This is a genomic window from Kosakonia sp. R1.Fl (assembly GCF_023516815.1).
In the GTDB taxonomy this organism is placed as follows: domain Bacteria; phylum Pseudomonadota; class Gammaproteobacteria; order Enterobacterales; family Enterobacteriaceae; genus Kosakonia.
In genome coordinates, this window is the sequence record NZ_JAMGSQ010000001.1 from 4419907 (window position 1) to 4432487 (window position 12581).

Genomic DNA, 12581 nt, shown 5'->3' on the forward strand with positions numbered 1-12581 from the left:
GGTTGCAAAACTGAGTATGCCGTGGATAAAAAGAAAATATCTCACCAGCAAGTTGGATTTTCATTAGCCTTGTCATTCTAAAGCATGAAGTATAATTATCCCCCGTTTGCAGCAGAGGCGGCATCAGATGATTTTTCTTAAATAATTACCCCGACGTTATAAGCGTCAATGCCCAGGATACGTGGCCATAGCAAAACATGAAAATAAGGCGAACCTGAAGCCAACAAAAGTCAGGTCATTGTTCTTAATATAAATTCTCGCACCATATTCTTTTGTAACCCGTCCTATTTTTGCCTTTGCATATCAACTTTCCTGAACATCAAAATAACATTTCAATATTTAATTTTACATTCTGTTACATGATTCACACTTGCTTTAAGGTTTGCAAGCGTTAGATTGAATTCGCAGCACTCATTACTTTGTATTATTTCTCCCTTGCACGGGCTGATCACTTATTCCTGAACACAGCATAGCGCATCCGACAGTACATCTGGTTTCCCCGGTGAATAACCGGGGGGTTGAAGTTGATGAACAAAAAACAAATACGCGGGGTTTCATCATGTTTAGTGAAGTCCATAGTTCAGCTATTTCAGTCTTATTATTAATAACCAAACCTTCATTACAGGCAACGGCGCTTCTCCAGCATTTAAAATTTGCGCTCTCTTTGCCCGGAAAGCTCCATAATATTCAACGGCCTCTCGATGATATTCCTGCATTGAGCATCGTCTTATTCGACATGATGGATGCGGATAAAAAACTGATTCAGCAATGGCAGAATATCCTGTCACAACGAAATGGTGATATTAAGCTTTTGCTGATGAACACCCCTCTTGATTACCCATTCCAGGATGTAGAAAACTGGCCAAATATTACGGGTGTCTTTTACATTTCCGAGGACAGAAGTCAGCTGGTCGATGGCTTACAAGGCGTACAACGTGGTGAGTGCTATTTCTCGCAAAAACTGGCGAGTTATCTCATCACTCATGCCGGGAATTACCGTTACTACAGCACGGAATCTGCACTGCTCACCCACCGGGAAAAAGAGATCCTTAATAAGCTGCGTATAGGCGCATCAAATATTGAAATAGCCCGTTCGCTGTTCATTAGTGAAAACACAGTTAAAACGCATCTTTATAATCTTTTCAGGAAGATAGCGGTAAAAAATCGCACGCAAGCCGTCTCCTGGGCTAACGATAATCTCAGGCGTTAACACCATGAAACGCTATGGGTATCGTCTGACAACCGCCGCTTTGCTGATCGCCTGCGTAAACGTATCGGCTGTTGAAGTCGAAGTTCCCGGACTGTTAGCCGATCACACGGTATCGTCTGTTGGACACGATTTTTATCGTGCATTTAGTGATAAATGGGAAAGTAACTGGAAAGGGAATTTAACTATCAATGAACGACCTAGCGCCCGTTGGGGAAGCTGGATAACGATAATCGTCAATCAGAGTGTCGTATACCAGACGTTTCTTTTCCCGACGCACCGCGACTTTGAGAAAAATGTTGAAATCGCGTTGGCGCAAACCCAGCAAGCGATCGATCACCTGCAAATAAACCAGGCGCTGCTGAGCGTTGGCGATATGGCGAGTGATGAATTCTAAAATATGTTAAATCTCCGGAGGCTATTATGCGAAGCATATATACCCTGCTTGCGCTGTTGCTTATCGCGCCTGCATGCTGGGCGGGAACCATGACATTCCAGTTTCGTAATCCTAATTTCGGCGGTAATCCTAATAACGGTGCATTTTTATTAAATAGCGCCCAGGCACAAAATTCTTATACCGATCCCAGCTATAAGGATTACGGCGTGGAAACCACTTCAGCGCTGGATAATTTCACCCAGGCAATACAATCACAAATATTGGGCGGATTACTTACCAATATTAATACCGGTAAACCCGGGCGAATGGTGACCAGCGATTTTATCGTGGATATTTCCAACAAAGACGGACAACTGCAATTAAACGTCACCGACAGAAAAACCGGCAAGACATCTACGATTCAGGTGTCGGGCTTGCAAAGCGGTTCAACGGACTTTTAAGCCACTGTCTTACAGGACAACAACTATGTCGCGTCTATTTATTTTATTCGCCGTGTGTTTATTAAGCGGTTGCCTCACTGCGCCGCCAAAACAAGCCGCTAAGCCGACGCTGTTGCCGCGGGCGCAAAGTTACCAGGACCTGACGCATCTGCCGATGCCAAGCGGGAAAATTTTCGTCTCGGTGTATAACATCCAGGATGAAACCGGGCAATTTAAACCCTACCCGGCAAGTAACTTTTCCACCGCGGTCCCGCAAAGCGCTACCGCAATGCTGGTGACGGCGCTGAAAGATTCGCGCTGGTTTGTACCGCTGGAACGCCAGGGTTTGCAGAATCTGCTAAATGAACGAAAAATCATTCGCGCCGCGCAAGAAAACGGAACTGTGGCCATCAACAATCGCGTCCCGCTGCCCTCGCTGACTGCCGCGAATATCATGATTGAAGGGTCCATTATTGGCTACGAGAGCAATGTAAAATCCGGCGGCGTGGGTGCGCGTTATTTCGGCATTGGCGGAGACACACAATATCAGTTGGATCAAATTGCGGTGAATTTACGGGTGATTAATGTCACGACCGGGGAAATTCTCTCGTCGGTCAACACCAGTAAAACCATCCTCTCCTATGAAGTACAAGCCGGGGTATTTCGCTTTATTGACTACCAGCGGCTACTGGAGGGAGAAATTGGCTATACCGCCAACGAACCGGTGATGCTCTGTCTGATGTCGGCGATTGAAACCGGGGTGATTTTGTTGATCAATGACGGGATTGATCGGGGATTGTGGGATTTGCAACAAGGTGCCGATCGTCATAACCCCGTGCTGGCAAAATACCGCGAAATGACGGTGCCGCCGGAGTCCTGAAAAAGAAAGGCGTGACTTGCGATCACGCTTTTTCTTGCCCTTTAAGCAGCGGCTGCGCGCGCCGAGAAGCCAGCCACAGCCCGCTGTTTTTCATGGCATAGCCAAACACTAACCCCACCGCCAGCGACGGGATAACCAGCCGCCAGTCGCCCTGCCCGGCAAATGTCGCGCAGGCGCCAATGAATGTCCCCGGCACAAAAGAGAGCAGCAAATTCCGCGCCTGCAGACACATCAAAAACGCCACCACACCGGTCATCAGATACCCGATGATCTCCAGATGCGGAGCCAGCGCTGCGCCATGGATAATGACCTGCGCCCAGGCCACACCGCTCATCACCGTACAGGCGGAAATAAGCAGCCCTTTCACGCCACCCTGCGGGCACGCGAAATAGGCGGTGCAGCCGAGAAAACCGGCCCAGCTTAATAAACCGAAAGAGACGGCCACCCAGCCCCAGATACCGGAGAGAATGCCTGTCGTAATTGCGATCGAAAGGAGAATGTTCATGGCGCGCATCATAGCAGATGCGCACCGCTGAGATGCGACAACGCGCACACTATTTGAAAACCAAAATATACAGTTGCATTTTAATTGTGACAAAAATCACAATTACTCTTCTGACTCTTCCTGCAACTCATCCCACATCGCGGCAATCGCATCGCGCGCCAGTGGGGCCATGGTGCGCCAGAATGGCGTTGTCGCATGGGCTTCAACTTTGCCAAAGAAGGTGCCGCACCAGGGCAGGATATAATCGGCGAATAAGGTTTCCTGCGCTTCGCTTTCATCTTCTGCGGCCTGATCTTCCAGCCATGAGGCCGCTAGCAGCAACGTGCCGATGTGATCGGCTGGCGCATCGGTCAACGGCATGCCGCGGCTGGACAAAAATGAATGCACTTCCGCTTCCGTAGCACCTTCCACCCAGGCACTACGATAAGGCGAGACGCGGCACTCTTCGCCGACAAACAGCGCGTTGTAATCGGCCGCCAGTGCCTGCGCATCGCAGTTTTTCTGCAACCGTTCAAGCAGCTCATCCTGCTCCAGCGGCCAGCTTTCCGCCAGTTTCCCCTCCCGGATCATGGTATAGAGCGGCACCAGCAGAGGATCTTGCGGCTGGCGATAAAACAGCGAGCCCAGTACACGGCAGAGAATAGAAAATTCGTTCATTCAGTTGTTCCAGTCAGTATTAAAGTTCTGCAAATTCGGGAATTGGCGCCATGCCGCGGGATTCGAGGAAATCCAGCAGACGACGCGGCGAGACATTCAAAATACGATCTTCCGGGAAACCGACGTCATCCAGCACTTTACGGCACTCACTGAAATCGCCCAGCGTAAACGCGGTGTGAGAATCCGATCCCAGCGCCACCCAGCCGCCGGCATCACGCACGGCGGCAGCCACGGCGCGGCAATTCGCCTCGCTGCCTTTGCGCGAATGGACAAACGATGAATTGTTAATTTCAAGCGCGACGCCATATTTCGCGGCTGCAGCGGCAACGGCCGGAATATCAATGTCAAATTTCGGGTTACCGGGATGGCTAATAATATGGACATTGCCGCTGGCGATAGTCGCAATCATGGCCTGAGTATGGGTGTCTTTATCCTGCGGCGGAAACACCGGCTCATGGAAACCTGCAATGATCAGATCCAGCGACGTCAACATCGGTCCGGTGCAGTCGATTTCACCCTCGGTGTTTTTAATATTGGCTTCGATACCGCGCAAAATACCCACGCCATCGACCAGCCGCGGCCAGATGCGCATATTCACAAAGTGCCAGTAGTGCGGCGCATCCGCCATATCCGGCCCGTGGTCGGTAATGGCAAAAAGTTTGATCCCTTTGCGTTTTGCCTCGGCAATATAATCGTGAAGCGTACTGTAAGCGTGGGTGCTGGCGACGGTATGCATATGCAGGTCAACGGGATACATGACTCACTCCTGTAGTTATTTCTGCAAAGGATAGCAGTTATCGTTCGCGAGTTTAATGACAAAACCCGGCGATGCCGGGCGTCTGTCAATAACCACGCGCTCTGTCTACCCGCCCGCTGACCGCTTCGCCTCGTTCAATAGCCTGAATAGCCTGCGCAATAAAAGCCACGGCTTCACTGCGGCGTGTCGTCGCCGCCATATGCGGCGTCATCGCCACACGTGGATGCGCCCACAACGGATTATCAGATGGGAGCGGCTCCTGGCTAAAGACATCGAGCATGGCGCCTTTCAGCTTGCCGCGCTCCAGCGCTGCAAGCAAATCACGCTCGACAACATGTACGCCGCGCGCAAGATTTATCACATAGCTGTTGTCAGCCAGTTGATTGAGCAACGCAGTGTTAATAATGCCAGCCGTTTCCCGGGTATTCGGCAGCAGATTGATCAACACTCGTGTGCCATGCAGAAAGCCTGGCAGTTCATCACTGCCAGCAAAGCTGGTCACGCCGGGCATATTTTTACGGCTGCGGCTCCAGCTACGCAGCGGGAACCCCCACTGGAGCAGGCTTTCGGCCACTTTCGTGCCGAGCACACCCGCGCCGAGGATGCCAATGGTGAACTCTTCACGTTCGTATTCCTCCAGCGGTTGCCATTTCGCCTGCAGTTTAAGCACCTGGTAATCATCAAAGCGCCTGAACCAGTGCAGCACCTGGCTCACGGCATACTCCTGCATTTGCAGCCCCATGCCGGTATCCTCCAGGCGATACAGCGGAATAGACTCGGGAAGCATCTCAGGATGAGCCTGCAACTGGCTAAGAATCGAGTCCACCCCCGCCCCCAATGCAAAAACGCCTTTTAATTGTCGGCCTTTGAGCATCTCAACGGGTGGATGCCAGACCAGCGCGTAATTGGCGTAGGCATTATCGCCCGGCGTCCACGCACGGATATTTGCCTGCGGCAGCGCCTGCCGCAATGCGCGGATCCAGTCATTGTTATTGAATGAGGGGTGATAAAAGATAATTTCCATATCAACTCCAGAACCTGATGTGATGTATCCGGTTATTTTCCGGAACAATTATGCTTTTTCGCGAAGGCCGCTCAGCATAACAAATTTCTCCCGTACCACGCGGAGAAAGTGTCGTGCCGAGAAAAAAAGCGATTTCAGAACGTTTAAGAAGCAGGTTGTTTGAAGTTTGTCTAAACGCGCTAATTTATTGAAAAAGAGGATTGACGGCGTTCCGGGTTTTCCCTACATTAGCGCCCGTCCCGGTAATACCGGGAAGACAATGTGGTGAGGTGTCCGAGTGGCTGAAGGAGCACGCCTGGAAAGTGTGTATACGGCAACGTATCGGGGGTTCGAATCCCCCCCTCACCGCCATCATTCGAAGAAGAGCTCGCATGCAAATGCGGGCTTTTTTTCGCACATCGCACTCCCGCAGGGGGGATGAGAGGCCCCGACCGGGGTTCGACAACTGGCGCAGCCAGTTGGACAGATGACGAGCCCGCGAGGAATCTGCCCGCAGGGTGAGCGCAGCGAATCAATCCCCCCCTCACCGCCATCATTCGAAGAAGAGCTCGCATACAAATGCGGGCTTTTTTTTCGCATATCGCACTCCCGCAGGGGGGATGAGAAGCCCCGACCGGGGGGCGACAACTGGCGCAGCCAGTTGGACAGACCAGGAACGCAGTGAGTGGGCTGCCCGCAGGGTGAGCGCAGCGAATCAATTCCCCCCTCACCGCCATCATTCGAAGAAGAGCTCGCAGGCAAATGCGGGCTTTTTTTTACATATCGCACTCCCGCTGGGGGGATGAGAAGCCCCGACCGGGGTTCGACAACTGGCGCAGCCAGTTGGACAGATGACGAGCCCGCGAGGAATCTGCCCGCACAAAAACGCCGAAAGCGTTTTTAAACAGCCGCGCATCAAATTTCATCGCTATCACATTGTCATTCCCTATCCAGAAGCCCTCTTTCGTTAAAGGCGTCATATTTCAGAATTTCTGCGGTCATTCGTTGCTGCCATCGGATGATGAATGCCCGAGTATGGGGAGCGGCCAGATGCGCCGTCAGCGCATCCTGATCTTTCCAGCGTTCCGATATAAGCACACGTCCAGTCAGATGATCCTCTACGGCCACGTCATACGAGAGGTTTCCTGCCCGTTTTCGCACGGTTTGGGCGAGCGCTTTTATATCGCCCATAAATAACGGTAAATCAGCGGGTTGAATGTTCACATAGCCGCAAATGATGAGCATATTTTTGCCTTTTCTATCATCCCCGTTCGCAATAGCAGGACTTTCAGGGACGTGATTGTCAAAAGTTTGTCAGCACAATTTTGCCCTGAATACTTCCCATTGCTGCGCGCTGATGGGCCGCAGATGCCATTGCTAATGGATAGGTACTATCAATCACCACCCGGACAACACCTTCTTCCAAAAGACGGCCTGCTTGCGCTAATTGCGCACCGCTGGAACGCACTTGCGTGGATGACACCGTCACCGCTTTTTGCGCAGCCTCAGGATATGCGGAAAAACCCAAAGGATTCACCAGAAAGAGTGCGCCACCAGGTCTGATACAGCGCAGAAAGCGCGCCATATTTGCGCCACCCACCGCATCAAAAACGAGATCAACATTTTTTACTACGCTCTCGGCTGAGGTTTTGGTGTAGTCGATAAACTCGTCTGCTCCCAGCTCGCGTAAAAGCGCCTCATTGCGCGAGGAAGCCACGGCAATGACCCGCGCACCTTTCCAGCGGGCAAGCTGAACGGCAAGGTGTCCCACGCCGCCACCGGCGCCATTAACCAACACGGTCTGACCTTTCAATGGAACGGCTTTATGCGGAAAAGACTGGAAAGGATTCGCTGCGTCGTGCCCCGTTTCGATAAGAAACTGCCAGGCCGTGAGCAGTGACATTGGAGCACCGGCAGCCTGAACATGCCCTATTCCACGGGGTTTCAGTGCCAGTTCCGATGAAGGAACACTGACATATTCTGCGTAAGCGCCACTGCCCTCCATCACCTTTTCAGGAAAACGCACCATCGAATAGACCTCATCCCCGATGCTGAACCCGGTAACATGTTTACCGACCACCGCGACAACACCTGAGATATCTGTTCCCAAAATAAGCGGGAAAGTGGGTCCGGGCCACCATTCACGCGGGAGTGCCCGATAGCCGTCACGCAAATACCAGTCTGGCGGGTTAAGGCTGGCCGCTTGCACATGAACAAGAACCTCGTCGTTTCCGACCTGAGGCCTGGAAACCTCTTGATAAAGCAGGTTTTCTGGCCCACCAAACGCATGTAGCTGTACAGCTTTCATCATCTCAGTCATTACCGTCTCGCTCTAAAAACAACTCAGGTAACAGAGCATACGGCTAATATTCAGGATTGATAATGTGGCTGTATTTCGCTTTAATTGTGCCATGAAGGAACAAATAGGTTTTGAAAGACTCACGGGTCTCATCGCATTCGCTCGTGCCGGCGCTCTGGGCAGTTACAGTGCCGCTGCCCGCGCGCTCTCCGTTTCACCTTCCGCCATCAGCAAAAGTATTCAACGGCTGGAGAAGCATCTCGGCGTCACCTTATTCACCCGAACGACGCGCTCGCTGGTTTTAACTGCCGAAGGCCGAGAACTGCATGAACGTGCGCTGCGATTGCTACGGGATGCCGAGGAGATCGAACAGGTGGCAAAACGCGCGCGCGCAGAACCGGCTGGTACGTTACGCATTGCGGCATCATTACCGGTGGGCATCCATATGATCGCCCCCGTGCTTGCGCAATTTTGCGCGCTTCACCCAAAAGTGACGATTGATTTACGGTTAAGCGACCAGGTGGTAAACATCGTTGATGAGAATATTGATATTGCCATTCGCATTGGCGATCTCGCGGATTCAAACCTGCTGGCGCGCCGCCTCCCGCCGTACCAGATAGTCTGTTACGCCTCGCCTGAGTATTTAGCCGGTTGCGCCACACCGCAACATCCTGATGACTTAATCAGCCACCAGACGATTAATCTGCGTTATCAGAACACGGGGCAACTTTTTCGCTGGCCGTTCCGTGTCGGTGAGCGGGAGATTGAAATTGTGCCTTCGTCAACGGTGATTGTTGATGCCAGCGAAGCCGTTATAGCCGCAATGACTGCCGGAGCCGGAATAGGCATGGCGTCGAATTTTATGGTGACTTCCCTGGTCAGGGAGAAAAAGTTAGTTCCCGTACTCGCCGATTTTACGGTGGAACGACGTAATATTTCGGCTGTCTGGCATGAAAGTCGCCGTTCCAATCCGGCGGTACGTGCGTTTCTGGATCATATGCTTAAACATTTTTAAATTAGCTGCCAGCGGCGATAATCAACGCGGCATGAACCGCGCTATCCCACTTTGGTACGCAGGAAACGCTCAGGACGAAATACGTGCTCCGTCGACTCTCACGGCTCCAGGGCGCAATAATTCACAACGATGAAAAATGGACAGGATATCGAAAATGAAAGCAGTGGAATTTTTGCTATACACCCTCAAACCCGGCACCGGGAAAGCGTTTCACAAGATCATGACGGAGGAGAGTGCGCCACTTCATCGTTCAGCAGGTATGGATATCGTTTCTTTCGGTCTATCAGCCCATGACGATGATGCTTACTATCTGATCAGAGCTTATGACAGCCTCGCCCACCTGGAATCCTCACAGGAATCTTTTTATAACAGTGATGCGTGGCGTCTTGGCCCCCGGCAGGCCATTATCGACAGAATAAGCGTCAGCGTTAAATCGGTACTCACGCTCAGCGACAGCGCAATCGAAAATTTACGATCCAGCTAATTGCGCAACCAGAAATGATTATAACGCCGCGCCAGCGGCATTTTTTTCGCCAGCGCTTAACTTCCCGCACCACCTGGCGTGCCATCATCAGTCTGTACAGCGCCAACTCACGACCTCAGCCCCTGCAGAATTCTTCAGCAAACGGCTGCCCCATTCGTAAGCCATCAGGTCAGTGATCAGAGTCATCTGAACGGCAGCAATGCGCGAGGAACAGACATTCTGCCTTCTGAAAAGGTTCACAGTAATGACATCTCTGACAAATTCAGGTCGCGGGTATTTACATACGATTTCTGCCTATCAGGCCAGATATTCCATCATCTGCTGCCGTTGAGGTGGCCGTCTTCATGTCCCTACGTTGTTGATATAAGCCTGTAAGCCTGCTGCGAGAATATCGAACACCGTTTTACAGGCCTTACTGTGCCGCAAGTCCTCATGCATCACCAGCCAGGTGTCGAGATGAAATGCAAAGAAATCAGGCATCAACCTCTCTAACGGAACAGGGAAACCGGCCAGTTGAACCTGACACATCCCTATGCCCGCGCCTGCGCGGATAAGGTTCAGTTGCGCGACATCACTGTCAGTGCGCACGGTAAAGCGTTCACGATTTAACTGAGGAAAGTGTTTCAGTGCCTGTAAAATAAAGGGCGTCGTTTTATCAAAGCCCACAAGCGTATGGGTGAACAACTCGTCAATACTTTCCGGTGCGGCGTGGTGTGCCAGATAGGACGGCGAGGCATGCAGACCAATTTCAATACTGCCCAACCGACGCGCAATCAGTTGTTCCTGCACCGGTGTGCTCATGCGTACCGCAATATCCGCTTCCCGGTTCAATAAATTCTGTAGTCGGTTAGACAGCACCAGTTCAATGGTAAGTTGCGGATAATCTTCTTTAATTTGTGCAATCAGGGGGGGCAGCACTTCGGTGCCGATAATTTCGCTCGCAGATACGCGGACCACGCCATGTAACCCGGCGGAGTGGGCACTGAAGCTGGCAGCCGAACGCTCAATCATACTGGCTGTGTTTTCCATCGCTTGCGCATGTCCCTGAATCGCTACCGCCGCATCCGTGGCCTGCAGGCCAGTCTGAGAACGTGTAAACAAAACCAGACCAAGGGCGGATTCCAGTGCCGCTACGTGACGCCCCGCTGTGGGCTGGGTGATGGAAAGCATGCGTGCCGCGCCCGACAGGGAACCTTCTTTCATCACTGCCAGGAAGGTTCGATACCATTCCCATGGAATATTTATGTTCATACAAAAATGCATACCTGCTATCTGATGCCATGCAATTACATTTAGCTTGCACAGGCACTACGATGTCAACAGATATCCGGAAGAGGTAAGACAATGAACAGCAATAACAAGGTACTCATACTGGGCGCAACAGGCGGAATCGGTGGTGAAATCGCCCGTAAACTCATCCGCGAAAAATGGGACGTTCATGCGTTGCGCCGCAATGCCCCGCAGAATGAAGATCACGAGAGTATGACGTGGATAAAGGGCGATGCGCTGAATGCTGAGCAGGTTGCGACTGCCGCGTCAGAGTGTGATGTGATTGTTCATGCTGTTAATCCACCAGGTTATCGAAACTGGGAACAACTGGTTTTGCCCATGCTACAGAACACAATCAATGCCGCAGAGCGAAATGGTGCATTAATCGTTCTCCCGGGCACCGTTTATAACTACGGCCCGGACGCCTTTCCACTCCTGCGCGAAGACTCTCCCCAAAATCCTGTCACCAGAAAAGGGGCAATACGGGTGCAAATGGAGAAGGCTTTGTTCGCTTACGCGCAGCGTGGCGGAAAGGTGCTGATTCTGCGGGCCGGTGACTTCTTTGGCCCTGACGCAGGCAACAACTGGTTTTCGCAGGGATTGATCAAACCGGGGCACCTCCCGCGGATAATTAAAAACCCAGGCAAAGTCGGAACAGGCCATCAGTGGGCCTACTTGCCGGATGTCGCCGACACTCTGGCTGCGCTGTTGGCACGTCGGGATCAACTCGACCCTTTTGCCTGCTTTCATATGCGGGGACACTGGGATGCCGATGGTACGGCGATGACCGGAGCCATACAGCGTGTCGCACAGCTTGCGGGTGTTAACGCAAAGGTAAAATCATTTCCCTGGTGGCTCATCACGGCGATGGCACCTTTCAACACCACACTGTATGAAATGCTGGAGATGCGCTATTTATGGGAACAGGCAATACAGATGGACAATGCAAAACTGACCGCTTTCTTAGGCCACGAACCTCATACCCCGCTTATTGAGGCTGTGCGTACCACTTTAATCGGCCAGGGCTGCGTTAATCACACATTGTTCACGCATTCGTGAGTGGATCTAAGTCTCGTTTCTGGCACGAAGCGGCAAACCAAGGCATAGCCATGTCTGCTACGAGCGAGGAGCGGAAGTTGAGTTACCTGGCGAACAGCAAGCCACAAATTATCAGGCTCGGTTACTGGATCACTGCTTATTAAGCATTAAATCTTATTCCAGAAATTTAATAAAAAACTATGCTACTAAGGAACTTAGCACAGCTTTGGCATTCAAAATGGATATTTTTCCGATAAAAATCTCATTAATGCTGAGACATTTTTTAAATTATGACTCACCAGACTGTGCTGCGAATGAGCAAGCCTTAATATTTCGTAGTCTTCTGCCAGTTGGCCTATATCTAATTGATTTGGCTCATTATGTGGGTCAAAAAGGGATTCCGATGGGATATTCCAATAAAAATCTCCATCTAGCGGAACACTATCCATGCCACGCCGTTTCATTTCAAGGAAGATTGTATTGACGATCTTTTCAAGAAAACTGAGTTCAATTTGCATATTTAGCCTTAAGGTTTGAATTTTATTTGTTTTATGAGGAATAATCTTAGCCTCACAACCAAATTTGTACTCATCGCTTTTATAATTTTGACTTACTGTTTTGCGCTGTGCCCCATTGACACGAATGTAACAA

The 12581-nt window shown here is 51.2% G+C and carries 15 protein-coding genes and 1 tRNA gene; 8 read left to right on the forward strand and 8 right to left on the reverse strand.

The genetic code is table 11. The annotated features are described in order from the left end of the window. The first annotated feature begins 559 nt into the window (after nucleotides 1-559). From csgD to csgG, 4 genes are read left to right on the forward strand one after another with little or no spacing between them, the layout of a single operon-like run. Nucleotides 560-1210, forward strand: coding sequence for a biofilm master transcriptional regulator CsgD (gene csgD, locus M8Q36_RS20890; protein ID WP_020457405.1), 651 nt, complete (start codon nucleotides 560-562; stop codon nucleotides 1208-1210). A gap of 4 nt (nucleotides 1211-1214) precedes the next feature. Further along, a complete protein-coding gene (csgE, locus tag M8Q36_RS20895) occupies nucleotides 1215-1604 on the forward strand; it encodes a curli production assembly/transport protein CsgE (protein WP_249882219.1) in 390 nt (129 codons plus the stop codon). Nucleotides 1605-1630: 26 nt separating this feature from the next. Beyond that, nucleotides 1631-2044, forward strand: coding sequence for a curli production assembly/transport protein CsgF (gene csgF, locus M8Q36_RS20900; protein ID WP_020457403.1), 414 nt, complete (start codon nucleotides 1631-1633; stop codon nucleotides 2042-2044). Between the two features lie 25 nt (nucleotides 2045-2069). Beyond that, a complete protein-coding gene (gene csgG, locus M8Q36_RS20905) occupies nucleotides 2070-2903 on the forward strand; it encodes a curli production assembly/transport protein CsgG (RefSeq protein ID WP_249882220.1) in 834 nt (277 codons plus the stop codon). A gap of 22 nt (nucleotides 2904-2925) precedes the next feature. On the opposite strand, the gene M8Q36_RS20910 is transcribed toward csgG, so the two are convergent. The 4 genes from M8Q36_RS20910 to ghrA form a co-directional block, all read right to left on the reverse strand. Then, nucleotides 2926-3408 (reverse strand): DUF1097 domain-containing protein, encoded by a 483-nt coding sequence (locus tag M8Q36_RS20910; RefSeq protein WP_249882221.1) that lies wholly within the window; start codon nucleotides 3406-3408, stop codon nucleotides 2926-2928. Between the two features lie 102 nt (nucleotides 3409-3510). Continuing rightward, on the reverse strand, nucleotides 3511-4065 hold the full coding sequence (locus tag M8Q36_RS20915; protein WP_249882222.1) for a TorD/DmsD family molecular chaperone: 555 nt from the start codon (nucleotides 4063-4065) through the stop codon (nucleotides 3511-3513). Nucleotides 4066-4084: 19 nt separating this feature from the next. After that, nucleotides 4085-4822, reverse strand: a complete 738-nt coding sequence (locus M8Q36_RS20920; protein WP_249882223.1) for a phosphatase — start codon at nucleotides 4820-4822, stop codon at nucleotides 4085-4087. 85 nt (nucleotides 4823-4907) lie between these two features. Next, nucleotides 4908-5846, reverse strand: coding sequence for a glyoxylate/hydroxypyruvate reductase GhrA (ghrA, locus tag M8Q36_RS20925; RefSeq protein ID WP_249882224.1), 939 nt, complete (start codon nucleotides 5844-5846; stop codon nucleotides 4908-4910). Nucleotides 5847-6109: 263 nt separating this feature from the next. Here ghrA and M8Q36_RS20930 point away from each other — a divergent pair. Further along, nucleotides 6110-6197 (forward strand) — tRNA-Ser (locus tag M8Q36_RS20930). A gap of 567 nt (nucleotides 6198-6764) precedes the next feature. On the opposite strand, the gene M8Q36_RS20935 is transcribed toward M8Q36_RS20930, so the two are convergent. Together M8Q36_RS20935 and M8Q36_RS20940 are read right to left on the reverse strand one after the other, a co-directional pair. After that, nucleotides 6765-7070 carry a putative quinol monooxygenase gene (locus M8Q36_RS20935; RefSeq protein ID WP_249882225.1) on the reverse strand — a complete coding sequence of 102 codons (306 nt, stop codon included), beginning with the start codon at nucleotides 7068-7070 and terminating at the stop codon, nucleotides 6765-6767. Between the two features lie 58 nt (nucleotides 7071-7128). Beyond that, the gene (locus tag M8Q36_RS20940; RefSeq protein ID WP_249882226.1) at nucleotides 7129-8145 is read right to left on the reverse strand and encodes an NADP-dependent oxidoreductase; all 1017 of its coding nucleotides are present in this window, start codon (nucleotides 8143-8145) and stop codon (nucleotides 7129-7131) included. 91 nt (nucleotides 8146-8236) lie between these two features. Here M8Q36_RS20940 and M8Q36_RS20945 point away from each other — a divergent pair, with 91 nt between their 5' ends. Beyond that, complete coding sequence (locus tag M8Q36_RS20945; RefSeq protein ID WP_249882227.1) at nucleotides 8237-9139, forward strand: LysR family transcriptional regulator; 903 nt, start codon at nucleotides 8237-8239, stop codon at nucleotides 9137-9139. A 154-nt stretch (nucleotides 9140-9293) separates the two neighbouring features. After that, nucleotides 9294-9623 (forward strand): NIPSNAP family protein, encoded by a 330-nt coding sequence (locus M8Q36_RS20950; RefSeq protein WP_249882228.1) that lies wholly within the window; start codon nucleotides 9294-9296, stop codon nucleotides 9621-9623. Between the two features lie 342 nt (nucleotides 9624-9965). Here M8Q36_RS20950 and M8Q36_RS20955 read toward each other — a convergent pair whose 3' ends face one another. After that, the gene (locus tag M8Q36_RS20955; RefSeq protein ID WP_249882229.1) at nucleotides 9966-10874 is read right to left on the reverse strand and encodes a LysR family transcriptional regulator; all 909 of its coding nucleotides are present in this window, start codon (nucleotides 10872-10874) and stop codon (nucleotides 9966-9968) included. 93 nt (nucleotides 10875-10967) lie between these two features. Here M8Q36_RS20955 and M8Q36_RS20960 point away from each other — a divergent pair, with 93 nt between their 5' ends. After that, nucleotides 10968-11951: an NAD-dependent epimerase/dehydratase family protein gene (locus M8Q36_RS20960; protein ID WP_249882230.1), complete on the forward strand. Its 984-nt coding sequence runs from the start codon at nucleotides 10968-10970 to the stop codon at nucleotides 11949-11951. Nucleotides 11952-12163: 212 nt separating this feature from the next. Here the strand turns inward: M8Q36_RS20960 and M8Q36_RS20965 are convergent, their stop codons facing one another. Beyond that, the gene (locus M8Q36_RS20965; RefSeq protein WP_249882231.1) at nucleotides 12164-12448 is read right to left on the reverse strand and encodes a hypothetical protein; all 285 of its coding nucleotides are present in this window, start codon (nucleotides 12446-12448) and stop codon (nucleotides 12164-12166) included. Nucleotides 12449-12581: the final 133 nt, after the last annotated feature.

What these genes read in the sequence shown, in the direction of transcription:
- M8Q36_RS20915 (WP_249882222.1), bottom strand. Translation starts at nt 4,065, where the DNA reads ATGAACGAATTTTCTATTCTCTGCCGTGTACTGGGCTCGCTGTTTTAT.
- M8Q36_RS20910 (WP_249882221.1), bottom strand. Translation starts at nt 3,408, where the DNA reads ATGAACATTCTCCTTTCGATCGCAATTACGACAGGCATTCTCTCCGGT.
- csgE (WP_249882219.1), top strand. Translation starts at nt 1,215, where the DNA reads ATGAAACGCTATGGGTATCGTCTGACAACCGCCGCTTTGCTGATCGCC.
- M8Q36_RS20940 (WP_249882226.1), bottom strand. Translation starts at nt 8,145, where the DNA reads ATGACTGAGATGATGAAAGCTGTACAGCTACATGCGTTTGGTGGGCCA.
- M8Q36_RS20950 (WP_249882228.1), top strand. Translation starts at nt 9,294, where the DNA reads ATGAAAGCAGTGGAATTTTTGCTATACACCCTCAAACCCGGCACCGGG.
- M8Q36_RS20960 (WP_249882230.1), top strand. Translation starts at nt 10,968, where the DNA reads ATGAACAGCAATAACAAGGTACTCATACTGGGCGCAACAGGCGGAATC.
- M8Q36_RS20935 (WP_249882225.1), bottom strand. Translation starts at nt 7,070, where the DNA reads ATGCTCATCATTTGCGGCTATGTGAACATTCAACCCGCTGATTTACCG.
- M8Q36_RS20920 (WP_249882223.1), bottom strand. Translation starts at nt 4,822, where the DNA reads ATGTATCCCGTTGACCTGCATATGCATACCGTCGCCAGCACCCACGCT.
- ghrA (WP_249882224.1), bottom strand. Translation starts at nt 5,846, where the DNA reads ATGGAAATTATCTTTTATCACCCCTCATTCAATAACAATGACTGGATC.
- csgF (WP_020457403.1), top strand. Translation starts at nt 1,631, where the DNA reads ATGCGAAGCATATATACCCTGCTTGCGCTGTTGCTTATCGCGCCTGCA.
- M8Q36_RS20955 (WP_249882229.1), bottom strand. Translation starts at nt 10,874, where the DNA reads ATGAACATAAATATTCCATGGGAATGGTATCGAACCTTCCTGGCAGTG.
- csgD (WP_020457405.1), top strand. Translation starts at nt 560, where the DNA reads ATGTTTAGTGAAGTCCATAGTTCAGCTATTTCAGTCTTATTATTAATA.
- M8Q36_RS20945 (WP_249882227.1), top strand. Translation starts at nt 8,237, where the DNA reads ATGAAGGAACAAATAGGTTTTGAAAGACTCACGGGTCTCATCGCATTC.
- csgG (WP_249882220.1), top strand. Translation starts at nt 2,070, where the DNA reads ATGTCGCGTCTATTTATTTTATTCGCCGTGTGTTTATTAAGCGGTTGC.
- M8Q36_RS20965 (WP_249882231.1), bottom strand. Translation starts at nt 12,448, where the DNA reads ATGCAAATTGAACTCAGTTTTCTTGAAAAGATCGTCAATACAATCTTC.